This is a genomic window from Corynebacterium sp. p3-SID1056, assembly GCF_025152525.1.
Classification (GTDB): Bacteria; Actinomycetota; Actinomycetes; order Mycobacteriales; family Mycobacteriaceae; genus Corynebacterium.
On record NZ_JALXXL010000005.1, the window covers coordinates 135,130 to 160,979 of the forward strand.

Annotated in this window: 22 protein-coding genes; 1 reads left to right on the forward strand and 21 read right to left on the reverse strand. The window is 63.9% G+C overall.

All coding sequences use genetic code 11. The features are described 5' to 3' along the window. Window positions 1-379 precede the first annotated feature (379 nt). The 15 genes from whiA to metK form a co-directional block, all read right to left on the reverse strand. Window positions 380-1,372, reverse strand: a complete 993-nt coding sequence (gene whiA, locus M3G14_RS06155; protein WP_259925507.1) for a DNA-binding protein WhiA — start codon at window positions 1,370-1,372, stop codon at window positions 380-382. Between the two features lie 117 nt (window positions 1,373-1,489). Beyond that, window positions 1,490-2,467: a uridine diphosphate-N-acetylglucosamine-binding protein YvcK gene (gene yvcK, locus M3G14_RS06160; RefSeq protein WP_259925509.1), complete on the reverse strand. Its 978-nt coding sequence runs from the start codon at window positions 2,465-2,467 to the stop codon at window positions 1,490-1,492. 83 nt (window positions 2,468-2,550) lie between these two features. Beyond that, window positions 2,551-3,462 carry an RNase adapter RapZ gene (gene rapZ / locus M3G14_RS06165; protein ID WP_259925510.1) on the reverse strand — a complete coding sequence of 304 codons (912 nt, stop codon included), beginning with the start codon at window positions 3,460-3,462 and terminating at the stop codon, window positions 2,551-2,553. Window positions 3,463-3,511: 49 nt separating this feature from the next. Further along, window positions 3,512-5,584 (reverse strand): excinuclease ABC subunit UvrC, encoded by a 2,073-nt coding sequence (gene uvrC / locus M3G14_RS06170; protein ID WP_259925511.1) that lies wholly within the window; start codon window positions 5,582-5,584, stop codon window positions 3,512-3,514. 21 nt (window positions 5,585-5,605) lie between these two features. Then, on the reverse strand, window positions 5,606-6,163 hold the full coding sequence (locus tag M3G14_RS06175; protein ID WP_259925612.1) for a PH domain-containing protein: 558 nt from the start codon (window positions 6,161-6,163) through the stop codon (window positions 5,606-5,608). A gap of 86 nt (window positions 6,164-6,249) precedes the next feature. Continuing rightward, window positions 6,250-6,735, reverse strand: coding sequence for a 6,7-dimethyl-8-ribityllumazine synthase (gene ribH, locus M3G14_RS06180; RefSeq protein ID WP_259925513.1), 486 nt, complete (start codon window positions 6,733-6,735; stop codon window positions 6,250-6,252). 45 nt (window positions 6,736-6,780) lie between these two features. Beyond that, window positions 6,781-8,067 carry a bifunctional 3,4-dihydroxy-2-butanone-4-phosphate synthase/GTP cyclohydrolase II gene (locus M3G14_RS06185; protein ID WP_259925514.1) on the reverse strand — a complete coding sequence of 429 codons (1,287 nt, stop codon included), beginning with the start codon at window positions 8,065-8,067 and terminating at the stop codon, window positions 6,781-6,783. After that, window positions 8,060-8,686, reverse strand: a complete 627-nt coding sequence (locus tag M3G14_RS06190) for a riboflavin synthase (protein ID WP_259925515.1) — start codon at window positions 8,684-8,686, stop codon at window positions 8,060-8,062. Before M3G14_RS06190 ends, M3G14_RS06185 begins: the two co-directional genes overlap by 8 nt. Before the next feature lie 21 nt (window positions 8,687-8,707). Next, on the reverse strand, window positions 8,708-9,724 hold the full coding sequence (ribD, locus tag M3G14_RS06195) for a bifunctional diaminohydroxyphosphoribosylaminopyrimidine deaminase/5-amino-6-(5-phosphoribosylamino)uracil reductase RibD (RefSeq protein WP_259925517.1): 1,017 nt from the start codon (window positions 9,722-9,724) through the stop codon (window positions 8,708-8,710). Window positions 9,725-9,764: 40 nt separating this feature from the next. Beyond that, window positions 9,765-10,424, reverse strand: coding sequence for a ribulose-phosphate 3-epimerase (gene rpe, locus M3G14_RS06200; protein ID WP_259925518.1), 660 nt, complete (start codon window positions 10,422-10,424; stop codon window positions 9,765-9,767). Between the two features lie 10 nt (window positions 10,425-10,434). Further along, window positions 10,435-11,886 carry an RsmB/NOP family class I SAM-dependent RNA methyltransferase gene (locus tag M3G14_RS06205; protein WP_259925519.1) on the reverse strand — a complete coding sequence of 484 codons (1,452 nt, stop codon included), beginning with the start codon at window positions 11,884-11,886 and terminating at the stop codon, window positions 10,435-10,437. Beyond that, window positions 11,883-12,815: a methionyl-tRNA formyltransferase gene (gene fmt / locus M3G14_RS06210; protein ID WP_259925520.1), complete on the reverse strand. Its 933-nt coding sequence runs from the start codon at window positions 12,813-12,815 to the stop codon at window positions 11,883-11,885. The genes M3G14_RS06205 and fmt overlap by 4 nt, the downstream gene beginning before the upstream one ends. Further along, the gene (def, locus tag M3G14_RS06215) at window positions 12,816-13,316 is read right to left on the reverse strand and encodes a peptide deformylase (RefSeq protein WP_259925521.1); all 501 of its coding nucleotides are present in this window, start codon (window positions 13,314-13,316) and stop codon (window positions 12,816-12,818) included. It lies immediately after the preceding gene. Between the two features lie 43 nt (window positions 13,317-13,359). Further along, window positions 13,360-15,366, reverse strand: a complete 2,007-nt coding sequence (locus M3G14_RS06220; protein ID WP_259925522.1) for a primosomal protein N' — start codon at window positions 15,364-15,366, stop codon at window positions 13,360-13,362. Window positions 15,367-15,418: 52 nt separating this feature from the next. Continuing rightward, on the reverse strand, window positions 15,419-16,633 hold the full coding sequence (metK, locus tag M3G14_RS06225) for a methionine adenosyltransferase (RefSeq protein ID WP_259925524.1): 1,215 nt from the start codon (window positions 16,631-16,633) through the stop codon (window positions 15,419-15,421). A gap of 762 nt (window positions 16,634-17,395) precedes the next feature. Here metK and M3G14_RS06230 point away from each other — a divergent pair. Further along, complete coding sequence (locus M3G14_RS06230; RefSeq protein WP_259925525.1) at window positions 17,396-18,763, forward strand: HNH endonuclease signature motif containing protein; 1,368 nt, start codon at window positions 17,396-17,398, stop codon at window positions 18,761-18,763. Window positions 18,764-18,804: 41 nt separating this feature from the next. Here M3G14_RS06230 and coaBC read toward each other — a convergent pair whose 3' ends face one another. The 6 genes from coaBC to carB all read right to left on the reverse strand — a co-directional run bounded on the left by coaBC (window position 18,805) and on the right by carB (window position 25,819). Next, on the reverse strand, window positions 18,805-20,061 hold the full coding sequence (gene coaBC, locus M3G14_RS06235; RefSeq protein WP_259925526.1) for a bifunctional phosphopantothenoylcysteine decarboxylase/phosphopantothenate--cysteine ligase CoaBC: 1,257 nt from the start codon (window positions 20,059-20,061) through the stop codon (window positions 18,805-18,807). 98 nt (window positions 20,062-20,159) lie between these two features. Continuing rightward, window positions 20,160-20,459, reverse strand: coding sequence for a DNA-directed RNA polymerase subunit omega (gene rpoZ, locus M3G14_RS06240; protein WP_095066809.1), 300 nt, complete (start codon window positions 20,457-20,459; stop codon window positions 20,160-20,162). Window positions 20,460-20,474: 15 nt separating this feature from the next. After that, entirely contained in the window at window positions 20,475-21,068 is a 594-nt protein-coding gene (gene gmk, locus M3G14_RS06245) for a guanylate kinase (protein WP_259925527.1), read from the reverse strand. Window positions 21,069-21,071: 3 nt separating this feature from the next. Next, a complete protein-coding gene (gene mihF, locus M3G14_RS06250) occupies window positions 21,072-21,395 on the reverse strand; it encodes an integration host factor, actinobacterial type (protein ID WP_038590808.1) in 324 nt (107 codons plus the stop codon). Between the two features lie 264 nt (window positions 21,396-21,659). Continuing rightward, window positions 21,660-22,469, reverse strand: coding sequence for an orotidine-5'-phosphate decarboxylase (pyrF, locus tag M3G14_RS06255; RefSeq protein ID WP_259925528.1), 810 nt, complete (start codon window positions 22,467-22,469; stop codon window positions 21,660-21,662). A gap of 5 nt (window positions 22,470-22,474) precedes the next feature. Continuing rightward, window positions 22,475-25,819: a carbamoyl-phosphate synthase large subunit gene (gene carB, locus M3G14_RS06260; protein WP_259925533.1), complete on the reverse strand. Its 3,345-nt coding sequence runs from the start codon at window positions 25,817-25,819 to the stop codon at window positions 22,475-22,477. Window positions 25,820-25,850: the final 31 nt, after the last annotated feature.

The following is a 25,850-nucleotide window of genomic DNA, read 5'->3' on the forward strand; positions in this document are numbered from 1 at the left end:
CTCTGCTGAGTCGAGTTCTACGGGGCACACGTTGCGCCCCAGGGTTCAGGCTCTCAACACCTGCCGGGAAGCAGTAAAGGTACTGCTACCTGCACAGTTACCGGTCGATCCGGCCCCTTTTGAGCCTGTCGGTGCCCAGTGTAGCGATGCGTGTACAACCATGCATGGCTCCGTGGTGGCCGCTCGCACCTTCGTCAAGGGGTCGAAAATCACGCGCACAAACGGGGGTGGAAATGCCGCTTTCACCCAGATAAGGGTGCCCGGTTTTTGCCTCGACTACGCATTCCGTCGCAACCCTCCCCCGCCTATCGAACGCCCAGCCCCATCAAGGAACACGCGAGTTAGTTGACGTGACTGCAATAATTTTCTGTGTAATATGTCACACTTCGGGTTCATGCGACTTTTCGTCGTCAATAGCGGCGGTCGTCGACGGAATTCCCAGTTCTTTTGCCCGCTTATCCGCAAGTGACAATAGCCGGCGAATTCGACCCGCCACCGCGTCTTTCGTCATCTGCGGATCAGCGAGCTTACCCAGCTCCTCCAGGGACGCGTGGCGGTGTTCTGCGCGCAAGTACCCTGCTTCCGCGAGATGCTCTGGTACATCATCGCCGAGGATGTCCATCGCCCGCTCAACGCGCCGCGCTGCGGTGGCAGCAGCCTGCGCCGAGCGGCGAGTATTCGCATCGTCGAACGTTGCCAATCGTTGACCCGAGCGCGCCCGGAGCTGCTTGCGCCGCCGCTTTTCGTCCCATTCCAGGCGAGCAAGGGGCGCCCCCATCCGGCTGAGCAAAATGCCGATGGTCTCTCCGTCACGAATGTAGACGCGTTCAATGCCTCGCGTCTCTTTCGTCCGCGTCGCAATATCAAGCCGCCGGCCCAGGCCGACGAGCGCGAGCGCCGACTCTTCAGACGGGCACGCAACCTCGAGCGCAGAGGTCCTTCCCGGCTCAGTCAGCGAACCTCGCGCAAGGAACGCCCCGCGCCACGCAGCCTCGACGTCGGCAACAGGGCCGGAAACGATGGTGTGGGGCATGCCCACAACTGGGTGCCCGGACGCGGTGACCAGGCGCAGTTTGCGCACCACCTCTCGCATCCCGTCACGCACGGTGACAACGCACTTTCGCTCCTTCGTGGCGGAGCCGGGGGCGACGATGCCGAGTTCCGGCTCCACGCCAGTGGTGGCGCGCAGCATGGTCACCAGCCGACGGGCAACCTGTTCTTCGCCGAACTCCATGACCAGTGCCACGCCTTGAGGCGTGTCTTGGAAGCTGCCGGCGTAACGGATCATGGCGGTGGCCTCTGCTAGCTGCGTACTCGCCTGAGTGAGGCGAACGTTGAGCAGCTCATCTTTGACTTTTGCGGTCAGCGCCACCGTTGCTGTCCCTTTCTCTTTCGTCTCGGCTGGATAGCCCCGTTTGAAAACGCAGGCATGCGCGCGACCTCGCTATCGGGGCTATCGGGGCGAGGGCGCGCGTATCGACGCTTGATTCTAGCGTGCCCGGTACAACTCCAAAATTGCCTCGGCCAATTTCGCCGGATCGTGCTTGTCAACGAGCTGTCCTTCTGCCGCAGGAACGTGAACGTCACGAAACGCGATACCAGCACTGACCCGCTCCGCCGCGCGCTGCAGATGCCTCCGCTCACCAGCTGAGTGAGACGTGTGGTTGTCGGCGAGAAAATAGTCCACGCGCAACTCAGGGGCATGCTGATTAAACACCTGGATATGCCGCTCAGTACTAAAGCCCAGGGTTTCGCCCGCCTGCGGCAGAAGGTTCAGCATCACGACGACCATCGCGTCGGTCGAATTCAACGCGTCCACGATTCGCGGCACCAGCAGGTGGGGAAGCACTGAGGAAAACCACGACCCAGGTCCGATCGACACGATGTCAGCGGAGTGGATCGCCTCAATCGCCTCGGCCGAAGCCTCTGGACGACTTGGCAGCAAGCGCACTCGGCGCACTTCACCCGAGGTGGAGGCAACGGCTGCCTGCCCCCGCACCGAACGCAGCACTCGCGGGTCGTCGTCCAACCCGGAAACATCCGCCTCGATGTCTAATGGCTGCGGGCTCATCGGAATGACGCGACCGACCGACCGGGTCCACCTCGCGACGATGTCGAGGGCGTTTTGCATGCCGCCGAATTTCTCGGCCAAGCTCACGAGCATGAGGTTGCCGAGGGGATGGCCGGCCATCACGCCATTGCCGCCGAAACGATGCTGCAGCGCCTCCTGCCACAGCCTGCCCTCTTCATCGTCTGCAGTCAGCGCGGCGAGCGCCATACGCAAGTCACCCGGCGGAATGATGGGAAACTCCCGGCGCAACCGGCCTGAAGATCCCCCGTCGTCCGCGACGGTGACCACCGCATTGATCTCAGTGGCCTTGGCTTCGCGGGCGGCAAGCAGGGTTTGGTACAAGCCGTGTCCGCCTCCCAGGCAAGTCATTGCAAGTCGCTGCTGGGACTCGCTCATTGCAAGCTCCTTTCACATGGGAAAGACAACGTATCGGGGTGCCTGTCGCGCCGAAGTGTCGTACGCATGGGCCGAAAAACCTCTTAGTCTCTTGTCAAATCCCTATGCAAGACACTGACATCAAGCTCGGGCTTTTTGCGCAGCCGCTTTCCAATCTCTTCTGCCACCGCAACCGAGCGGTGATGCCCGCCCGTGCAGCCGACGCCCACCGTGATGAAGTCCTTGCCCTCATGCCGGTAGCCTTCAAGCGTACTGCTGAGCAGCCGCACGAAATTCTCAATGAAGGGCTCGGCGTCCGCTTGGCCGAGTACATAGTCAGACACCGGCTTGTCCACACCGCGGAACTCTCGGAGCTCCTCGACCCAGTAGGGATTAGGCAGGAACCGGACGTCGACGATGAGGTCCGCGTCGCGCGGCGAGCCGTGCTTAAAGCCGAAAGATTCGACGGTGACGTGTTGACGCCCGGAGGCAAGCTCGCCTATCGACGCCTCAATCGAGCGCCGCAGGTCATGCACCGACTGGTTCGTCGTGTCGATGATGACATCGGCAACCTCGCGAACTGGTTCCAGCTCCTTGCGTTCCCGCTCTATACCGTGCTTCAGCGTGTCCTTGCCCTGCAGAGGGTGGGTGCGGCGGACCGAATCAAAGCGCTGCATCAGCACCCCGTCACGTGCCTCGAGGTAAAGCACGAAGGGGTTGTAGCCACCCTCTTTGATCTTGGAGATGGTCTCCATCAGCGAGCCGTTGAACATGCGCGCTCGCACGTCGGTGACGACAGCAACCTTCGCCACGGGCGAGTGCTCTCCCGTCGACATCTCGACGAGCTCAAGAATGAGCTGCGGCGGCAAGTTCTGGGAAACGAAATACCCTTTGTCCTCGAAGATTTTTGCCGCCGTGGACAGGCCGCCGCCGGACAAGCCGGTGATGATGACGGGGTGCAACGTTTGCGCTGACTGGCCCACGGATTGGGTCTGAAGCTGGTGCGACTGCGTCATACTCACATCCTAACGGAGCGGAGCCTGCGGCGCGGGTGCCTTTGGCGCTTCAGCGACCTTCGTGCAGGTGCGCGTAGATGGTCGCGGCGAGCTTCGGACCGACTCCGTCGACCTCCTGGATTTCTTCCACTGTCGCCGCCTTGATCTTTTTCACAGAACCGAAGTGCTTGACCAGCTCCGTTCGTCGTGCTGGGCCGAGCCCGGGAATGGAGTCGAGCGCGGACGCGCGCATCCGCTTGGAACGTTGCTGCCGGTGGTACGTGATGGCGAAGCGGTGCGCCTCGTCACGGATCTGCTGGAGCAGGTACATGCCCTCAGAGTTGCGCGGCAGGATCACCGGTTCATCATCGTCGGGAACCCAGATCTCCTCCAAACGCTTCGCCAGTCCGATGAGTTGGACGTCGACGACGCCGAGTTCGTCGAACACCGCCTGTGCGGCATCGACCTGCGGCTTACCACCGTCGACGATGAAAAGCTGCGGTGGGTAGGCAAAGCGCTTGTTGTTCGTGGTTTCCACCTCGGCGGCTTCTTCGGCAAACATCAGCGCAGCGCTCTCCTCATCGGGGTGCGCCAGCTTGTCCTCGTTATAGCGTTTAAACCTGCGACGGGTGACCTCAGCGATAGAGCCCACGTCGTTCGAATGACCGTCGCCGGCGGCCTCCTTGATGCGGTAGCGTCGATAGTCCTGTTTTTTCGGCAGGCCGTCCTCGAAAACTACGAGCGAGGCGACCACATCCGTGCCCTGAATGTGCGAAATGTCGGTGCATTCCATCCGCAGCGGTGCCTCCTGCATCCCCAGTGCATCCTGGATGTCCTGCAGCGCCTGCGATCGCGCGGTGAGGTCACCGACTCGCTTGAGCTTGTGCTGGTGCAACGCCTCAACTGCGTTCTTGTGCACAGTTTCCATCAGGGCCGCCTTGTCGCCGCGCCGAGGCACCCGGATGTCCACCTGCGCGCCGCGCAAGCCCTCGAGCAGCTCGGTCACCTCGGCAAGCTCGTCTGGCATTTCGGCAACGAGGATCTCCCGGGGCACTGGCTGCGGCGCGCGTATCGACGTCCACGATTCCTGATCCACACCGCGCCGCCGGATCTTTTCCTCCTCGCGCTTGCGGTCTTCCGCAAGTTCCTGGCGCTGCCGCTCCACCGCATCCGAGTAGTACTGCACAAGGAAGTTCTGCATCAGGACGGGCAACGCGGGGTCCGTATCCCCGTCTTCGAGCCGTTCGGTCGAGCCGGGTTCGTCACCGGTTTTCTCCACCACCCAGCCGCGCTGGGCGCGGATTCGCCCGCCGCGGACGTTGAAGATCTGGACGGCGGCCTCGAGTTCGTCGGTGTCGAAGGCGATGATGTCCGCGTCGGTATCTTGGCTCAGCACTACGGTCTGGCGTTCCATCACCTTGTTCACCGCGCCGAGGTCATCGCGCAGGCGCGCCGCTTTTTCAAACTCTAGGTTCTCCGCGGCCTCCTCCATTTGCTTTGTCATGCCGCGCACGAGGGAATCCGTGTTGCCGGACATAAAGCCGAGGAAACCGGCAACGATGGCTGCGTACTCTTCTTCGTCCACACGCCCAATGCACGGTGCAGCGCACTTGTCAATGTAGCCGAGCAGACACGGTCTGCCCAGAGACTCGTGGCGGTTGTACACGCCATTGCTGCACGTGCGGATTGGGAACACGCGGGTGAGCAGGTCGAGTGTTTCGCGCACCGCCCACGCGTGCGAGTAGGGCCCGAAGTAGCGCACCCCCTTGCGCTTCGGACCGCGGTAGAAAAAGGCGCGTGGGAAGCGCTCCCGCACACTGACCGCGAGCATGGGGTACGTCTTATCGTCCCTGTACATCACGTTGAACCAGGGATCGAACTTTTTAATCCAGGTATATTCGAGCTGGAGCGCCTCCACCTCGCTGGAGACCACTGTCCACTCCACCGACGCGGCCGTGAAGACCATCTGGCGGGTCCGAGGGTGCAAGTGCTCTGGAGGCTGGAAGTAGTTGTTCAGCCGCGAGCGGAGGTTCTTCGCCTTGCCCACGTACACGACGCGCCCGTTCGCATCGCGGAACTTGTACACACCCGGGTCGGTGGGAATTGTGCCTGTCGCCGGGCGGTAGTCCTGCGGGTTCGCCAACCTGTCAGTCCCTTTCCGTAGTTAGGCTGCTGAGTCCTCCGGCATGTACTGCGCTTCAAGCTCGCGGAACTTGGCGACGGCGTCCAACGCCTGTTCCTTGTCGCCAGCCTGAATGGCCCAGAGCGGCACATACTCGAAATCTGGCAGCTCGAGGCGAGCCATGCGCGAGCCCTTGGGGAAGGACAGCCCGTAGATAACCAGCCAGGGGTAAAAGCGAGTGCCGATGATGTTGGCCACCTCTACCCCATCCTCGTTGGCGCGGACCCGCGGGCGGGTCAGGCAGACCCACGACACAATCGAGATGATGATGCCTACACCAACGAAGGCAAATTTATCGATCCCTGTAATCGCGACACCGGTAAACTCCACGTCCACTACTGCGGCCATGAAAATGTGCACCGCCATGACGAGCACAACCCACGCGAGAGCGACGCGGCGCAAAAAGCGCGACTTCACGGTGAGTTCCCAGGGCTTGGTCGAGGTCTGCGCATGCGGGTCAAGGGCGTTGAGGTAGATAAGCTCCTCGTCGCTCAGCTTGCGCGTCTGCGCCGCGCGCTGCGCGCTGTTGCCTTCCCCCATCGTTCCAGTGTCCCCTGTCACGCGAACGTCCTTTCCTTCCCGCGGCTCAACCGAAAGATTGAGCGTCAGTTGCTTTCCTTGGGATCCTAGTCCCGGGCGCGCAGCGCGCGCACTTTGCCCAGCTCTACGGCCGCGCCGAGCGCCGCACGGACGGCCGCTTGCCCCTTGTCCTCCTTCGAGTCTTCCCCGCCGGAGCGCTCGTAGGCCTGATCCTCGTCTTCCACAGTCAGCACGCCGTTGCCCACGGGTACGCCCTCGTCAAGCGCGACGCGGGTCAGCCCGCTCGTCACCGAGTCGCACACGACCTCGAAGTGCGGCGTCTTGCCCCGGATGACGCACCCAAGTGCGACCACGGCGTCGTAGCGACGGGCGCAGGCCTGCACCAAAACAGGCAGCTCCATCGCGCCGTCAACCAGGTATTCGTCTACCTTCGCGCCGAGTTCGCGCGCTGTGGCTTTCGCACGCTCACGCAAGGTATCGACGATGCGCGCGTTCCAGCGCGTGGCCACGATGGCCACTGTCAGGCCCTCAGCCTGCGGGGTATAGGGTTCCGGCTCACCAGAGGAGGCCATAGGTTTTCCACTCCTTTTTAAGTCGTAGCTCGAGGATACGCGCAATTAGCCAGCCGAGGGCGCGCCGTCGCCGGCAGCCGGTGTGTGTTCGTTCATCCAGCGCTCGACGGCCGGCAGGTCGTGCCCCATGCGGTCGCGCTTGGTGCGCAGGTAACCGATGTTGTCGTGCGAGGGCACGATCTCGATCCGGGTACGGCCGGCGACTCGCGGGCCGAAGCCGCTGAGCGCGTGCACCTTGTCCGGATTGTTGGAGAGCAACTGCATCGACTCGATGCCCAGGTCGGCGAGGATTTGGCCGGCAACTGAGTACTCGCGGGCGTCGATAGGCAGGCCCTGCTCCAGGTTTGCATCCACGGTGTCAAGGCCCCGGTCCTGCAGCGCATAGGCCTGCAGTTTTGCCAGCAGCCCGATTCCGCGCCCCTCGTGTCCACGCACGTAGACCACCACGCCGCGGCCCGCCTCGTGGATGCGGCGCATGGATTCGTGCAGCTGCGGGCCACAATCGCAGCGGGCCGAGGCGAAGGCGTCGCCGGTGAGGCACTCGGAGTGCACGCGCACGAGCACCTCCTCCGTACCGTCGAGCTGCGCGGGGTCGCCGGCAATGAGCGCGACGTGCTCGCTGCCGTCGATGTCGTTGCGGTAGCCCACGGCATGAAACTCGCCAAACTCCGTGGGCAGGCGGGTCTCGGTCACCCGGCTGACAAAGCGTTCATGGCGGCGTCGGTAAGCGATGAGCTGGTCGATGGAGATCATCACCAGCCCGTGGGTGTCGGCAAACTCGCGCAGCTCATCGAACCGGGCCATATCGGTCGGTTCCTGCTCGGAGACGATTTCGCACAGCGCTCCAGCCGGGCGCATCCCCGCCAAACGAGCGAGATCCACGCTCGCCTCGGTGTGCCCGTCGCGGACGAGCACGCCCCCAGCACGCGCACGCAGCGGCACCACGTGGCCGGGGCGAGTGAAGTCGCCAACGGTCGTCGACGCGCTCGCGAGGCGGCGCAAGGTTTCGGCGCGAGAGGTGGCGGAAATACCGGTCGTTCCCGTCGCCGCGTCCACGGTCACGGTGTAGGCGGTACCGCGAGCGTCTTGGTTCCGCGCCACCATGGGCGGCAGGTCGAGCCGGTCCGCGTCTTCGTCTTCCAGGGCCACGCAGATGTAGCCGGAGGTGTAGCGCACCATAAAAGCCACGAGCTCCGGGGTAGCCGCCTCGGCGGCGAAGATGAGGTCGCCCTCGTTTTCGCGATCCTCATTATCCACCACAACCACCGCTTCCCCACGGGAAATGGCGGCGATTGCGTCTTCGACAGCGTCCAAGCGGGAACCGTTACTCATACTCGTTTACCTTAGCCCGCACCATATTCTCGACGTACTTGGCTACCTGGTCGACCTCCACGTTCACCGGATCGCCGACTTGCAGTTCGCCGGCGGTGGTTTCTGCAAGTGTGGTGGGAATCAGGGAAACCTCGAAGTACCCCTCACCGACCGCCGAGACTGTCAGGGACGTCCCGTTCACCGCGATCGACCCCTTCTCCACGACGTAGCGCCCCAGCCCCTGCGGCAGACTAAAGCGCAGGACGTCCCATCGCGGGCCCGGCGTGCGCGAAAGCAACTCGCCGACGCCGTCGACGTGGCCCTGCACGATATGGCCGCCGAGCCGATCGCCGACCTTGAGAGCCCGCTCCAGGTTCACGCGCTGCCCCGCCTGGCCGAGGCGGGTGCGGCGCATCGTCTCCGGCATCACATCGGCCCAAAAGCATTCTGGCTGCGGCGCACCTGCCTCAGGTTGCTCTGGCAGCCCGGTCACGGTCAGGCACACCCCGTCGACGGCGATGGAGTCGCCGTTGCGCGCATCTTCAATCACTTTGCGTGCGCGGATGCACACGCGCGCATCCTTCTCACCAGCTTCGATGGCCTCGATCGTGCCGACTTCTTCAATAAGTCCAGTAAACACTGCTCGTCCTGTCTCTTCTTCCTACTCCAGCAAGTCTTTCCGCGCCATCTCGATGAGCACATCATCTCCCAGCCGCACCACGCGTTCGAGGCGGAAGCGCTGCGCCTTGGCGATCGTCCCCGCGACTTGTCCGCCGAGCACCCCTCGCCCGTCACCGAGCAGTGCCGGCGCGACGTATGCTTGGATCCGGTCGATAAGACCCGCGGTGACAACACTGTGCGCGAGCCGCGCGCCTCCCTCGACGAGCACGTCACGCGCTCCCTGCTCCCACAGCGCCGCCAGCGCGGCCTGCGGGTCCGGGTATTGCGCGTAGCCAAGACGAGCCAGGTTGCCCTCGCCGATGTCGCTGGTGCCCACGACCACGCGGCGCGGTTGCGTCGGGTAGAGCTCACCGTCGGGGCGGCGCGCAGTGAGCTGAGGGTCGTCCGCAATCGCCGTGCCCGTACCCACAATGATTGCGTCGCGCCGCGCTCGATCGCGGTGCACGTGCGCCCGCGCCGCCTCGCCGGTAATCCACTTGCTCGTGCCATCCACCGCGGCGGTGAACCCGTCCAGGGTCGCCGCGTACTTCCAGGTCACCGCGGGTCGCCCCATGCTTATCGACGCCCGCCACGCCGCCAGCGCGACCACCTCCGTGGGCCGATACGTCACCTCTACTCCCGCGCGCCGCAGCACGTCGGCTCCCCCCGCAGCCTGCGGGTTTGGGTCTTTGGTGAGGTAGATGACGGCGGCCACGCCGGCGCTGGCCAGCGCGTCCGTGCACGGTCCGGTGCGCCCGGTGTGGGCGCAGGGTTCAAGCGTGACGATCGCGGTGGCGCCTTGCGCACGGCTACCGGCCGCGGCCAGCGCGTTAACCTCGGCGTGCGCACCGCCTGCAGGAGAGGTCGCCCCGATTGCGATGAGTTGCCCGGTGGCGTCGATAAGCGCGCAGCCGACCGGCGGGTTTGGCGAGGTCGTGCCCCGCACCCCCTCGCCCGCAGAGATTGCCGCGGCAATTCCAGCCTCGATTGCGGCCGGGTCCGGCCAAACATGAGCCATGTCGCACCTTCACACAGTTTTGCACACAGTTTTGAGGGCGCTAGCTGCGCGCCTCTCGCGCGAGCTCGCGGAGGCGCTCAACCGCCTCGGCCGGGTTCTCGGCACCGAAGACCGCAGAGCCCGCGACAAAAGCATCGACGCCGGCCTCCGCCGCCTGCGCGATTGTCGCATTCGCAATGCCACCGTCGATCCCGATGATGGTGTCGAGCCCCTCGGCAGCGATGTGATCACGCAGCGCCATGACCTTGCCCAGCACCTCAGGCATGAACTTCTGGCCTCCGAAACCGGGCTCCACGCTCATCACCATGACCTGGTCAAATTCACCCACGGAGTCCAAGTAGGGCTCGATGGGGGTGCCGGGTTTGACCGCAAATCCCGACTGCACACCAAGATCGCGGCACTTTCGTCCCGCCGCGACGTGGTCCTTCGTCGCCTCCACGTGGAAGATCAGCCGGTCGCCGCCTGCCTTGACGTACGTGGCAAACCAGCGCTCCGGCTCCTCGATCATCAGGTGCATATCCAAGAACTGATCCGTGACCCCGTCGACTGCCTTGGTCACATCTGGTCCAAACGACAGGTTGGGCACGAAGTGACCGTCCATGATGTCAACGTGGAGCAGGTCGGCGTTAGCGACCTTGCGCACGTCGTTGCCAAGATGTGCGTAGTCAGCCGCGAGGATTGATGGGGCGATGTAAATCATGGTGCTAAGCCTACTTCTTCCGCAGCACCGCAAAGAACATGGCATCAGTGCCGTGCCGGTGCGGCCACATCTGCACGCTCTTTGCCTCGCCCGTCTCAGCCATCCCGCAGGCGTACTCGCAGGCCTCAAGCTCCTCGACCTCTCCTCGCTCGAGCGCGTCATCGACCACGCCGCGAGTCTCTCGCACATCGGGAGAGCACGTCGAGTACACGACGACGCCACCCGGGCGGGCGAGCGCAATCGCGGAGGCTAGCAGGGACTTTTGCAGCGGAACAAGCTCGTCGATATCGCTTTCCTGCTTGCTCCAGCGAGCTTCGGGGCGACGTCGCAAAGCACCGAGCCCGGAGCACGGCGCGTCCACCAGCACCCGGTCGTAGCCGGGCTCCAACCCGGGCGCGCGCCCGTCTGCGGTGTGCACCGTGACCGGTAGACCCTGGGTCGCCTTGCGCACCAGGTCCGCGCGGTGCTTGCTGGGCTCAACCGCGTCCACAGTAGCGCCGTCGATGCGAGCGAGCGCACCCATCAGCGCAGCCTTGCCACCCGGACCGGCGCACAGGTCAAGCCAACGCCCTTGATCGTCGGCGACCTCCGTTTCGACAACGGCGCGGGCGATGAGCTGCGAGCCCTCATCCTGCACGGCAGCGATCCCCTCACGCACCGGTGCCAGCTGCCCCGGGTCACCCTCATCCAGGTACACGGCGTAGGGCGAGAATCGGCCTTGCTCGCCCCCGATGGCCAGCGCGAGCTCCTCTGCGCTGAGTTCACCGGGGCGAGCGACCAAGTGCACCCCTGGTCGTCGTGAATCGGCCTCAAGCGCATCACCGAGCTCATCCGCGTGCGCGCCGAGCGCGCTCTTGAAGCTTCTCGCGATCCATGCCGGGTGCGCGTGCTGGAACGCGAGCGCATCGAGCTTGTCCGACGGCATGAGGCGATCGAACCACTGCTGGGCAGTCGAGCGGCCAATTGTGCGCAGGATCCCGTTGGCGAATCCCTTCGCCTTGCCCTGGCCGGCGGCCTCCACCAGTCGAACGGAGGTGTCCACCGCCGCGTGCGGCGAGACTCGCGTGTAGAGCAGCTGGTAGGTACCGAGCCGCAGTGCGGCGAGCACCCACGGGTCGATCTTGTCGAGCTCGCGGGAAGAATTCGCCGCGATGACCGCGTCGAGTACCCCCTGCGTACGGAGCGTGCCATAGGTCAGCTCGGTGGCGAACGCCGCATCACGTCCGGTGATGTGCCGCTCGCGGAGCAGCGCGGGCAGCACCAGGTTGGCGTAGGCGCCGTCTGTCGCGACACGGTGAAGTACGTGTAACGCAGCCTCGCGGGCGGGGTCGTTGCTCTGCGTGCCGCGTTGACGCTTGCGCCCGCCTTGTTTCGACGTCCTCGGCTTTCGTTGATCCGTAGCTGGGACCGACTTCTTCGGCTCGCGCCTGCCTGCGGCCCGGGACCTGAATCCTCCGCTCACTCAAACACCACTCCTTGCGCAACCACGTCTGGCTGGAGCCCGCGGCCCCAGTCTGCTGCAGCCATCATCTTCTTCCCCGGCGGCTGCACGGTGCCCAGGACCACGTCTTGGGTCGCCGTGCCGACGCGCACTTCGTTCTTCTCGACGCTCACGTGACCCGCTGCCAGCGAATCCGCGTTCCCCACCCGCACCGGTCCGATTTTCACGCGTTGGCCTTCCCACGTCGTCCACGCGCCCGGGCCGGGAGTGTGCGAGCGCACGGCGCGATCAATTTCCGCGGCGGAGCTGTGCCAATCGATGCGCGCGTTGTCGGTGGTGAGTTTCGGTGCGTACGTTGCCTCGCCCTCTTGCGCAGCCGGAACGATGCTGCCGTTGTCAAGGCCGGTCATCGTCTCGACGAGCAGGTCGGCACCCGCGTACGCAAGCCGGGTAAGCAGCGAATCTGCGGTGTCGTCTGCACCGATGTGTTCAGTTAGCGTCGCCAGTACCTCGCCCGTGTCCAAGCCCTCGTCGATGCGGAACGTCGTGGCACCGGTGACCGAATCGCCCTCCCGGATAGCTGCCTGCACCGGCGCCGCGCCGCGCCAACGCGGCAGCAGAGAGAAGTGCAGGTTTACCCACCCGTGCTTGGCAAGCGCGAGCATGTCTTCCGGGATCAAGTTGCCGTAGGCCACCACGGGGATCGCGTCTGGGGCAAGTGCCTGCAGACGCTCACGCACCTCCGCGTTGTCGCGCAGCGACTCGGGCGTAAGCACCTCGATGCCGTGCGCTTCGGCCAGTGCCTTGACCGGTGAAGGATGCAGCGTCCTGCCTCGACCACGTCGGGCGTCGGGTCGGGTCAGCACCGCCACCACCTCGTGCTCGGAATCAATGAGCCGCTGCAATGCCACCACCGCTGGCTCCGGGGTCCCGGCAAATACCACTCGCATTTATTTCTCCTTCCACCAATTCGACGCGTAGATTTCCGCCATCGCCGCGTTTTTCTCCTCGCGCTCCATCCGCTGCATGAACATGACTCCGTCGAGGTGATCCGATTCGTGCTGGATACACCGCGCCAACAGCCCCGATGCGGCTATCGCTACCGGGCGCCCGTCAACGTCGCTCCCGGTTGCCAGTACATTCGCCGCGCGCGTGATCGTGCCCCGTACTCCAGGTACCGACAGGCACCCCTCGGTGCCCGTTTGTGTCTCTGTGCCGACCTGGTGCCAAACTGGGTTGACCAGGTGACCACGCATGCCGTTGCATTCGTAGACGAACATCCGAATCTGCAGGCCCACCTGGTTGGCAGCCAACCCCACGCCACCGGAAGCATCCATGATCTCGAGCATCTCCGCGGCAGTGCTTCGCAGCCCGTCCCCAAACTTTTCGACGGGACGCGCCGGGGTCTTCAGTATTGGGTCGCCAAAAAGGCGCAAGCTCAGCGCAGTCATGACTGCCAAGTGTACTGACTGTCCAACAGGTGCGCGCAGCCCACTACCCCACATCAATGGGGTTGACTTGGATGCGCAGCGGCAGGGTCTGCTTGCGCGCTGCCCGGTGCACCGCGCCCGCCCGCAAAGCCCGCCCCAACTCCGTGCGACCGCGCAAAGGCGAACGCACAAGCATGCGCTGCGCCTGGCCAAAGCGGGGCACGTCCCACTCGCCCGGCAAGGTGACGCCGGCTGGCAGGTCCACGGGGCCAAGCACCTCTGCGTGCTCTGGCAGCTCAACGTGATCGAAGAAGTCTTCCAAGGCATGCCGTGGCGCGTCCACGACGGCAATGTGGACGGCAGGTGGGAAGCGCGCATCCTTACGGTGCGCGAGCTCAAGCGCGGCGTGCCCGACCACGTCCCACCGAATGAGGTGCTGCACGATCGGCAGCGCCGGGTCTGCCACGACCACCACCTCGCCGCCTGCACTATGCGGTCGCACGAGCGCTGCCGCTTGCAGCCATTTGGCAAAGGTGTCCTCAGTCGCTCGCAGATCTGGGCGCTGCAAAAGCGCCCACACATCCAACAGCACCGCGGCGCCGTAGCCTCCTGCAACGCTCGGTTCAGCCCCCGGTGTGGCCACGATGATGGCGGGCTCGTCTGGCACCGAATCCAGCACCTTCTCGCCCCAGGAAGTACGCACCCGAAATTGCGCAAACGCCCGACCGAGTTCTTCCGCGGTTCTTTCGGTACCCAGCACCGTCGCCCGGACACGCCGCGATCCGCAGGCTGGACACACGTGCGCAGGATCCATCCGCCCGCACCACCGGCACGTGGGTGCCGCCGCTTCTTCGCCGGACGGCAGCCCCAGCGGACCGTTGCACCACCGGCAGCGAGCCGGCGTCCGGCACTGCCCGCAGGCCAGCGATTGGATATAGCCGGTCCTTGGCACTTGGAAGAGCACAGGTTCACCGCGCTTGAGCGCACGACGCGCAGCCATGAATGCCTCGGAGGGAAGGCGCGCGTGGCGTGCGCGCGGATCGCGCTCAAGGGCTATGTCCGAATCACCAGCGGCGTGGATGTGCGGGCTCAGTTGGCGCAGCACCGGACGCGGCGCGACGAGCTCGTGCATCCAGCCAGATTCGACGAAGAGTTGGGTCTCTGCTGTCCTCGCCCAGCCACCAAGCACCAGCGGCACTCGCTCCATCGCGGAGCGCGTGGTTAACACTTCGCGCGCATGCACATACGGCGCGCGCGGATCCACCAGGTTCGCGTCACCGTCGTGCATGAGCACCATGAGTCGCAGGTCTTGTACTGGGGCGAATGCCGCCGAGCGCGTGCCCACAACGATGCGCCCCTGGCCATGCAGGATTGACAGGTAGCGAGAGTACCGAGCTTGCGGCCCCTGGCTCGCCGTCAGCGTCGTCACCTGCTTTGCGCTGACCAGCTCCCGTATCGCGCGCTCACACGTATCGACGTCGCGTTGATCCGGCACAACGATCAGGACACCCCCACCGTCGCGAGCCAGCTTGACTCCTAAGGCTGCGAGCGCTGCTGCCCAGTCATCACCGGGTGCCACCTGCCACGCAGCGCGCGCCATCTTGCCTTCGACTACAGCGTCGACGAAGCTTTCGCCGAACTCGTAGCTGCTCCACGCGGAGAGGTCAGGTTCGGCCACCTCGCCGAGCTGCGCCCACGGCGTCGACGTGTCCGTCTCCTCGGCCTTCGCGTGGCGCGCCGGGATGGCGGCGCGGTAGATGTCTGAGCGCACGCCGGCATAGCGCTGCGCCAGGGCGTCGATAAGCGAGCGAAGCTGCTCCGGGGCGACCTGCTCGGGCGAGATCACTCGCTCGATGAAACGGAGGCTGCCCTCGTGCGAAGAGGCCGACGTGCGCTCCAGCATTATCGCGTCAACCAGGCGGCCGGCGAAGCGGATCCGCACACGCACTCCCGGCTGCGCTACTTCCGAGTCCTCCTCGGTAACGAGGTAATCGAAAGGGCGATCAAGCTGCGGCAAGCCAAGCAGTGGCAGTACCCGTGCGACGGGAAGGCGAGCGGCAGGCTGGGACATGGTGCCAGATTCTAGCGCAGCGTTGTGCCGTGGCATGCCCCGCCGCTACCGGCTACTTGGCCGCGGCCTTGAGCTCTTCGACCTTATTGAGCTGCTCCCACGGCAGCTCCACGTCGGTGCGCCCGAAGTGGCCGTACGCGGCGGTTGGGCCGTAAATAGGACGCAGCAAGTCGAGATCACGAATGATCGCGGCCGGGCGCAGGTCGAAGACCTTGTCCACCGCCTGCTGGATCGAAGCATCGGTGTGGCCTTCGGCGGCCGTGCCGAACGTCTCCACGTACAAACCCACCGGGTTGGCGCGGCCGATTGCGTAGGCAACCTGCACCTCCACGCGATCTGCAAGGCCAGCGGCGACGATGTTCTTCGCCACCCAGCGCATGGCATACGCGGCAGAGCGATCGACCTTTGAGGGGTCCTTGCCAGAGAATGCGCCGCCGCCGTGGCGAGCCATGCCGCCGTACGTATCCACGATGATCTTGCGGCCGGTCAGCCCCGCATCCCCCATCGGACCGCCGAGCACGAATGAGCCGGAGGGGTTGACGAGTAGTTTGGTGTTGTCGTTGTAGAAGCGCTCCAGACCGGCGTCCTTGACCACCCACTCCAACACCTGCGTGCGCAGCGCCTCGCGGAGTGCATCGCCGTTGAAATCCGGGTCGTGCTGGGTGGAAATCACCACGGTATCCAGGGCGACTGGGCGGTCGCCATCGTACGCGAACGTGACCTGCGTCTTGCCGTCCGGGCGCAGCCCCACGACCGTGCCCATCTTGCGTACCTCTGTCAGACGACGGGCAAGGCGGTGCGCCGTAGCGATCGGCAGCGGCATGTACTCCGGGGTTTCATTCGTGGCGTAGCCGAACATCAGGCCCTGGTCACCAGCGCCTGCCTGATCGTTTTCTTCTTCCGAGTCCTGCTCGCGCACCTCCTGCGAGGTTGAGACACCGTCGGCGATCTCGGCCGACTGGTCCCCGATGGCGATATTGACACCGCAGGTGCGCCCATCAAACCCAACCTCCGAGGAGGTGAAGCCGATACCGACGAGCTTGTCGCGCACGATCTTGGCAATGTTCGAGTACGCAGAAGTCTTCACCTCACCCACGACATGCACCTGCCCGGTGGTCACCAGCGTTTCGACGGCCACGCGCGAATGCGGATCCTGCTGAAGCATGTCGTCCAAAATGGCGTCCGAGATCGCGTCGCAGATCTTGTCCGGGTGGCCCTCGGTGACGGACTCACTAGTGAACAAGCGGTAGTAGGGATCAGTAGACAATACGGTCTCCTTTTTCGATGCAGCAATAGCGTGTATTACGCACCCGCGCCAACTGGGAACCACCAGACAACAACGCTGCTCTGTGGTGGCACCGTGGATGGAAACCATGGCGATGCGCGCACGCGTTGCGGCGGGAACTTCACCAAGAATAGACCAAGCGGTCTAAAACTGCAATGTTGCCCTGCAGACCAATTGGACGAGATACTGATTCGCTCCACTACCTCGAGGTTTGCAGCGTTGGCGAACGAGACAACACGATAATCCCGCGTGAGCACCCACACCGAACACCCCGTTACCAACGGGCTTTCCCGCGCCAAGAAGGACGGGTCACCCCGAACGGTGCAGCAGACGGCCTACGCGTTTGCGTGTCACCGCCTGCCCAGTCAACTGCCAGACAAATTCCGCAGGGGCGGAAGATTTGCTTGCCGACACTCCGCCGTCCCGGCCGACTCGCTGCCGCTTCTCACCCAGCTGGTTCCCAGACTAATTCCGCATGGGCGGAAGTTTCGCTTGTCGACGCTCCACTGTCCCGGCCGACACCCCGCCGCTTCTCACCCAGCAGACTCCCAGGCTAATTCCGCACAGGCGGAAAACCGGCCGTGCGTTCGGGCAGAATACACGCACCTGTAACAACGGTAGAAATAGGCGTTTAACTGGCATGTTCGAAACGTTCAGCACTCATGTTATGCATCCTTGTTAGCGTACGTACATTCGATCCACCCACCACAACACGCCACCACACACCCAGGGGTGCCCACACCAATGTCCGACACCAAAACACCGCCAAAGACCCCGACCCAAGTCCGAGAAGACATCATCGGCGTCTACACCGCGCTGAGCCAACACCACGCCCAAGTACTTTCCGCCATTAGCCAACTATGCGAGCGTGATATCCAAACCGAATACGCCTGCAAAAGCATCCCCGTCTGGCTGATCCGCTACTGCCGAATGAAAAAATCACGCGCCTACGAATACACCGCAGTCGCCATCAAACTCCGACGCTTCGCCTACCTGTGTGAAGCCTTCCATAGGGGCACAATCGACTACTCCACCGTACGACTACTGCTCAAACACATCCACAAAGAAAACGAACACCGCCTCGTCGACATGGCCATCGAACTGGGCTACCACGGCCTTGAAGAAGCACTCGCCGGCCAAAAAGACACCGAAATCAACCCGACACCACCCGCCAAAGGCCTACACCTACGCGAAGACGGCAACATCACCCGCGGATGGTTCAGCATGAGCGCCGTCGACGGCGCACAATTCAAAGCCGCACTCAAAGCAGGAGCCCTCGCCTACCACGCAGGCCTGAACACCATGGCCGACTACGTCGACGAGCACGGCAACTTCGACGAGACCAAACTCACCACCGCGTTAGAGGAAGCCACCACCCGGCCCGATACAAGCGGAGCAGACATCCTCAATACCGGCTTCGGACTACCACCCCAACGCTTCCTGCTCCACGCACTGATGGGCATGGTGCAATTGGTGCGCTCCGGCATGGCCAAAAGCACCCGCCTGGCACCAGCAGCACAAGTCAACATCATGATGAGCACCAGCGGCAACGGCTACCTGCCCAACAACAAAGCCGTACCCGCCTTCAACCTCGCCAACATCGCCGCCAACGCCGAAGCCCGCGGCGTGCTCTTCGACGACCACGGACTCATCATCAACTACGGCCGCAAACGCAGGCTTGTCTCCAAAATCCAAATGGAAGCGCTCATGTCCATGTGGGGGCACCAATGCGCAATGCCCGGATGCAATCATGACATGTTCATGCAAGCCCACCACATCGATGAATGGGTCAACGGTGGCCACACCGACCTAGACAACCTCATCCCCCTGTGCTCATCATGTCACTCCATGGTCACCGACCGCGAAATCCTGATTATGCGCCACGGCGCAGAAATCCACTTCATCGCGCCCGACGGAGCCCGCTGGGTCTCCAACAACCGCCAAACCCCACAACGCAACGACCACGCACGCCTCCAATGCGAACTCGAAGACTACGGCGACACCTTCGCCGACAAACCAAGCAACCACCACAACTGCAAACACGACAACTGCGACACCTGTCAGTGCCCGCCGGAACCAACACCCGACCGCAACGGCGCGCCCAGCACGTAGCCGCAGCGCGGTGTGCTTGCGTGCCGGCAAAATCCCTCATGTCACATGCCGATGTGCTCGATCGCGTCCCAGATCCTCGCCGCTACCTCGTGTTTGGTGCCATCGGTAACCTCGGCTACGTTGCCGTCGCGAGTGAGTAGCCAACCGGAATTTCGAGGCTGTCCGAACACCTTGCCGCCGGAGACATCGTTGACCATAAGCATGTCCGCGCCTTTCCGCGCAAGCTTCGCTTTGCCGTACTCCAGAGGTTGGTCCGTCTCAGCCGCGAATCCCAGAATGCGCGCGCGTGTCTCCCCTGCGTCGCGCATGGTGACCAGCCCACGTAGGATGTCCGGGTTTTCCACCAGGTGTAGCGTCTCGAGGTCCTCGTTCGCCTGCCCCTTTTTCAGCTTCGAGGTTGCCTCATGCTCCGGGCGGAAATCTGAAACTGCGGCAGCCATGATGATCACGTCTGCATCGGCGGCACGCTCATGCATCGCGGTATTCATCTCACGCGTGGAACGTACCCGCACGACCTCGGCACCAGCGGGCGTTTCTAAATCTTCGGTGTTCCCTGCCACGACGGTGACGTGTGCGCCCTTGTGCGCGGCGACGTCGGCAAGCGCGAAGCCCTGGCGGCCCGAGGACCGGTTACCGATGTACCGCACTGGGTCAATATTCTCCTGCGTGCCGCCCGCGCTAATAAGCACTCGAGTGCCAGAGAGCGACTGCGTAAGCGGACCAGTGGCGAGTACCGTGCGCGCCATCTGCGCGATCACGTGCGGTTCCAGCAGACGCCCGGGACCTGTGTCCTTCCCCGTGAGGCGGCCATGCGCGGGCTCGAGTACCGTGATCCCGCGCTCGCGCAGGGTGGCGACGTTTGCCTGCGTGGCCGGGTTCTGCCACATCTCCGTGTGCATCGCTGGCGCGACCACGATCGGACAGGTGGCGACGAGCACCGTGGCCGTGAGCAGGTCGTCCGCGCGGCCTGCGGCGATCCGCGCAATCACATCCGCTGTGGCCGGAGCGATAACGATCAGGTCCGCCTCTTGGCCGACTCGCACGTGCTGCACCTCGTCCACACGCGAAAATACGCCCGTATCAACGGGGTGGCCGGACAACGCCTCGAAGGTAGCCGGTCCGACAAACTCGAGTGCGCTAGGGGTCGGGACGACACGCACGTCGTCGCCCCCCTCTTTGAAATCCCGAATCAGGTGGCACGCTTTGTACGCCGCGATGCCGCCGGCTACGCCCACGACCACCTTTAACGCATGTGCTGGGCTCTTGGACTCGGTGCGCTGTTTGTGAACTTGGCTCATGGCCACCAAGCATACGCAACGCACAACGCCCACCTGCCGACAGGAAGGCAGGTGGGCGTTTACAGCGTGGCTTGCGCCGAAACAGCGCGTCTTTGACGTTACTGCCCCTCTTCGTGCTCCAGGAGACCCGCCTGGATCTCGCGCAGCGCGATGGAAAGCGGCTTCTCGCCGGGCTCCGGTGTCACCAGAGGGCCGACGAACTCGAAGACGCCATCTTCGGAGTCCTGGTAGAAGCTGTTGATCTGGCGGGCACGCTTTGCCGCGAAAATCACGAGAGCGTACTTGGACGATACCTTCGTCAGCAGCTCATCGATCGGGGGTGCGGTAATACCTTGCGGGGTGTCGTAGGTCTTCTGCTCCGGTGAATCCGCGGTGACCTGCGACTGATCCTCAGTAATATTGCTCACAAAAACCTACTCGTTTGTCTCGTTGTTAGTGCTGTTCATCAGGATGCTGGCAATTGCCGCGACGGCGTTGTCCACATCGTCGTTGACCACCACATCATCGAACTCGTGTTGCGCATTGAGCTCTTCACGTGCAGTAAGCAGTCGACGCTGGATTACCTCTTCCGTCTCCGTACCACGGCCGGAGAGGCGCTGTACCAGAATCTCCCACGAAGGCGGGGCCAAAAAGACAGTCGACGCCTCAGGCATCAGCCGTTTGATGTTGCGCGCGCCTGCGAGGTCTACTTCCACCAGCACGGGACGGCCCGCATCGAGCGCCTCCTGCACCGGACCAGCCGGGGTGCCGGAACGCTGCAATCCGCCATGAATGTCGGCCCACTCCAGCATCTCGCCCGCATCAATGCGGCGCTGGAAGTCGTCAGCACTGACAAAGAAGTAGTCTTCCCCGTCGACTTCACCCGGGCGCGGTGCCCGAGTGGTCATTGAGACGGAGAAATACAGATCAGGGACATCGCTCACAAGCCTGTGCACCACTGTCGATTTACCCACAGCGGAGGGGCCGGCCAGCACGACCAGCCTGCCTCGCGGCGATACCTCAGTCATGCTTTAGTCCTCGGAGAAACCGAAGCGCTCGAGCAGGGCACGACGCTGACGCTCGCCCAGGCCACGCAGACGACGAGTCTGTGCGATCTCCAGCTCTTCCATGATCTCGCGAGCCTTGACCTTGCCCACCTTCGGCATTGCCTCGAGCAGTGCGGAGACCTTGGTCTTGCCAATGATCTCGTCGGACTCAGCCTTTGCGAGCACGTCCTTGAGGTTGGTGTCGCCGCGCTTGAGGGAAGCCTTCAGCTCGGCGCGCTGCTTACGTGCCTCGGCTGCCTTTGCAAGTGCTGCCTTGCGCTGCTCATCAGTCAACTGTGGAAGTGCCACTGGTTCCTCCATAAAGTAGTAGTACGTTTCGGTCCAGTCCTACCTAAACCTTCGCTCTGAAAGTACCGGGGCAAAATACCACCGGTGCAACTCTCAGTTCTGGCTCAGTGTAGCACTGGGTTAGTTCCGCCGCGTTGAAGACGTGCCGGTGACGGCACCGCAACTCCTACCGCGCACCGCGCAGTATTTCGCCACGTCAACGCTTTGACGGAACTAAACTACCAGGCTTTTTGACGAAAAGCGCAAACGCCCCCGCCAACTGCCCTATTTTGCCAGGTCGCAGGCTTGTTTTCGCAGTTCACCAACGACCGGCCCGGTCTTGAGCACAGAGCGCGACACGTTCGGAAATACGAGGTGTGCCTGGCTCCCTGCGATCCGGGCGACATCCTCCATTGTGGCGCCCTGCGCGCCCACACCGGGCATGAGCACCGGTGCGTTAAGGCCCTCGAGCACAGGCGGGTGTGCCACCGTTGCTCCGACCACGACGCCGACGTGACCGATCCCCTCGCCCGCGTTGTACTCCGCGCACCCGTCGACCATGTATTGCGCCACAGTGCGACCCTCCAACAACGAACTCTGGAAGGCCTCCGCCTCCGGGTTCGAGTTCGCCGCCATGACGAACACTCCCTTGCCGTTTGCAGCGGCGAGCTCGATCGCCGGAGCGAGCGAACCGACGCCAAGGTATGGCGTCAGGGTTAACGCATCCACCTCGAGCGGGGCACCAGGCGCGAGCCACGCTGCTGCGTAGCCAGCCATCGTCGAGCCGATATCGCCGCGTTTCGCGTCCGCAACGACGAGCGTATCGCGTTCCCGCAGCGCAGCAAGCGTCTCTTCCAGAACCGCGAACCCGCGCGAACCAAAGCGCTCGAAGAAAGCGACCTGTGGCTTCACAAGCGCCACGTGGCCAGCGAAAGCTTCCACGCAAATGCGGGAAAACTCGGCAAGGCCGTCCACGCTGTCCGGCAGGCCCCACTGTTGTAGTAGCGCAGCGTGAGGATCGATGCCGACGCACAACCTGCCGTAGCGCTGGCCGGCGTCGACAAGCCGCTGCCCGAATCCGGGATTTGGTGCCATGAAACCTAAGCCTTCGCTTCCTCGCTCGAGTGCTCCAGCTCCTGCAGGCTCGTCACCGTGATCTCGTTGTCGCGGATCGCCTCGATCCCCTGCACCGCAGCGGTAACACCCTGCACCGTCGTCATGATCGGCACACCTGCTACCACGGCGGCGGCACGGATGTCGTAGCCGTCGTGACGGGCACCGGAGGAACCGGCCGGGGTGTTGAGAATCAGGTCGATCTCGCCCTCGCTGATGCGATCGACGATCGAGGTCCCTTCCCCACCTTCGCGGACTTCCGACGCCTTCTGCGCGACCTCGCAGTCGATGCCGTTGCGGCGCAGCATCTGCGCGGTACCTGAGGTTGCGACGATCTTGAAGCCCATTGTGGACAGCCGCTGGATCGGGAAAATGAGCGTGCGCTTGTCGCGGTTAGCCACGGACACGAACACCGTGCCCTCCGTCGGCAGCGGGCCGAAGGCAGCGACCTCGGCCTTGGCATACGCCACACCGAAGGAGGGTGCGAGGCCCATCACCTCGCCCGTCGATTTCATCTCGGGGCCAAGGATGGTGTCCAGCAGCGAACCGTCGGGGCGACGGAAGCGCGTAAACGGCAGCACCGCCTCCTTCACCGCGATCGGGTGGTCGAGTGGAAGGGATCCGCCATCGTACTCCGTGGGGATCAGGCCCTCCTCGCGCAGCTGCGCAAGGGTGGCGCCCATCATGATGCGTGCCGCAGCCTTGGCCAAGTGCACGCCCGTGGCCTTGGACACGAACGGCACCGTACGGGACGCACGCGGGTTCGCCTCAATGACGTAGAGAATGTCGTCCTTCAGCGCGAACTGGACGTTCATCAGGCCCTTCACACCAATGCCGTGCGCGAGTGCCTCAGCAGAGCGGCGCACCTGGGCGATGTCCTCCGGGCCGATCGTCATCGGCGGCAAAGCACAGCCCGAGTCGCCGGAGTGGATACCGGCCTCCTCGATGTGCTCCATCACGCCGCCGAGGTAGACTTCGTCGCCGTCGCAAAGCACGTCGACGTCAATCTCAATCGCGGAGTCGAGGAAGCGGTCCACCAGCACCGGGTGATCCGGCGACAGCTCAGTCGCACGATCGATGTAGTCGTGCAGGCTCGCCTCGTCGTACACGATTTCCATGCCGCGACCGCCAAGCACGTAGGAAGGTCGCACCAGCACCGGGTAGCCGATACCGGCCGCCACCTCGCGTGCCTCCTCAAAGGACGTCGCGGTGCCGTACGCCGGCGCCGGCAAGTTCGCGGCGGCGAGCACGTCACCGAACTCGCCGCGGTCTTCTGCCGAGTCGATGGCCTCCGGGGTCGTGCCTACGACGGGCACGCCCGCGTCCGCGAGGCGCTGCGCCAGCCCCAACGGGGTCTGGCCGCCCAGCTGGACAATCACGCCAGCCACCGTGCCAGAGGCAGACTCGGCGCGGTAGATCTCCATGACGTCCTCGAAGGTCAACGGCTCGAAGTAGAGGCGATCCGCCGTGTCGTAGTCGGTGGACACCGTCTCCGGGTTGCAGTTGACCATGACCGTCTCGTAGCCGATGCGGGAGAGCTCTAGCGCCGCATGCACGCAGGAGTAGTCGAACTCGATGCCCTGGCCAATACGGTTCGGGCCCGAGCCCAAGATAATGACCTTCTCCCGGCCGGTTTCCGCAACTTCGTTCTCGGCATTCGGGTCCATCTCGTATGCCGAGTAGTGGTACGGCGTCTGCGCCTCGAACTCGCCGGCGCAGGTATCGACGGTCTTGAACACGGGGTGGATGCCCAGCGACCAACGCAGGGAACGCACGCCGTCCTCCCCCGCCAGTTCAGGCCGCAGTGCCGCGATCTGGGCGTCGGACAGGCCGTACGCCTTTGCCTCGCGGAGGAGTTCGGCGTCGAGCACGGGGGCGTCGACAAGCTGCTGGCGGAAGTCCACGAGCGCTTGCAGCTCGGCGAGGAACCAGGGGTCGATGCCGCTGGCCTCGTGCACCTCGTCGATGCTTGCGCCGAGGCGCAGCGCGAGTTCGACGTCGTACATGCGCTTGTCGGTCGGGACCTTGAGGTCCTCGAGCACGGCGGGCAGGTCGCTTTCGCGCCCTTCGGCGAAGTACTCATCCGGGCGGGTCCAGAAGCCGTTCGGCTTGTCCTCCATCGAGCGCATCACCTTGTTCAGGCCCTGGATGTAGTTGCGGCCGATGCCCATGGCCTCGCCGACCGCCTTCATCGAGGTGCCGAGCGTGTCATCGCTGCCCGGGAACTTCTCGAAGGCGAAGCGCGGCATCTTCACGATCACGTAGTCAAGCGTCGGCTCGAACGCTGCAGGCGTCACACCGGTGATGTCGTTGGTGATCTCGTCGAGGGTGTAGCCGATCGCCAGCTTGGAGGCGATCTTGGCGATCGGGAAGCCGGTCGCCTTCGAGGCCAGCGCGGAGGAACGGGAAACGCGCGGGTTCATCTCGATCGTGATGATGCGGCCGTCTTCCGGGTTGACCGCGAACTGGATGTTGCAGCCGCCTGTATCCACGCCTACCTCGCGGATAATGGCGATGCCTTGGTCGCGCATCGTCTGGTACTCGCGATCCGTCAGCGTCAGCGCGGGGGCCACGGTGACGGAGTCGCCGGTGTGGACACCGAGCGCGTCGACGTTTTCGATCGAGGCGATGACCACGACGTTATCGTCGCCATCGCGCATCAGCTCGAGCTCGAACTCCTTCCAGCCGAGGATAGATTCCTCGATGAGCACGTTCGCCTCGGGGCTTGCCTCGAGGCCGCCGCCGGCGATGCGGTCGAGATCCTCCATGGTGAAAGCCAGGCCTGAGCCGAGCCCACCCATGGTGAAGGAGGGTCGCACGACAACGGGCAGGCCGAGCTCTTCGACAGTGTCGTGGACCTCATCCATGGTGTAGCAGACGCGGGAACGGGCGGACTCGCCGCCAATCTTTTCCACGATGTCCTTGAACTTCTGGCGGTCCTCGCCGCGCTCGATGGCGTCGATGTTCGCGCCGATGAGCTCGACCCCGTGCTTAGCCAGGATGCCCTGCCGATCCAACTGGATTGCGGCGTTCAGCGCAGTCTGTCCACCCAGGGTAGCCAGGATGGCGTCGACAGGGGTGCCCTGCTTCGCCTCCTTTTCCAGAATCATGTCGATGTAGTGCGGCTCGATCGGCTCGACATAGGTGTGGTCCGCAAACTCCGGGTCCGTCATGATCGTGGCCGGGTTCGAGTTGATCAGGGTCACGCGCAGACCCTCTTCTTTGAGCACGCGGCACGCCTGGGTGCCCGAGTAGTCAAACTCGCAGGCCTGGCCAATTACGATCGGTCCGGAGCCAATAACCAGGACGTGGTTGATGTCTTCTCGTTTCATCGGTGATACTCCCTAGTACTTTCGTTCTTCC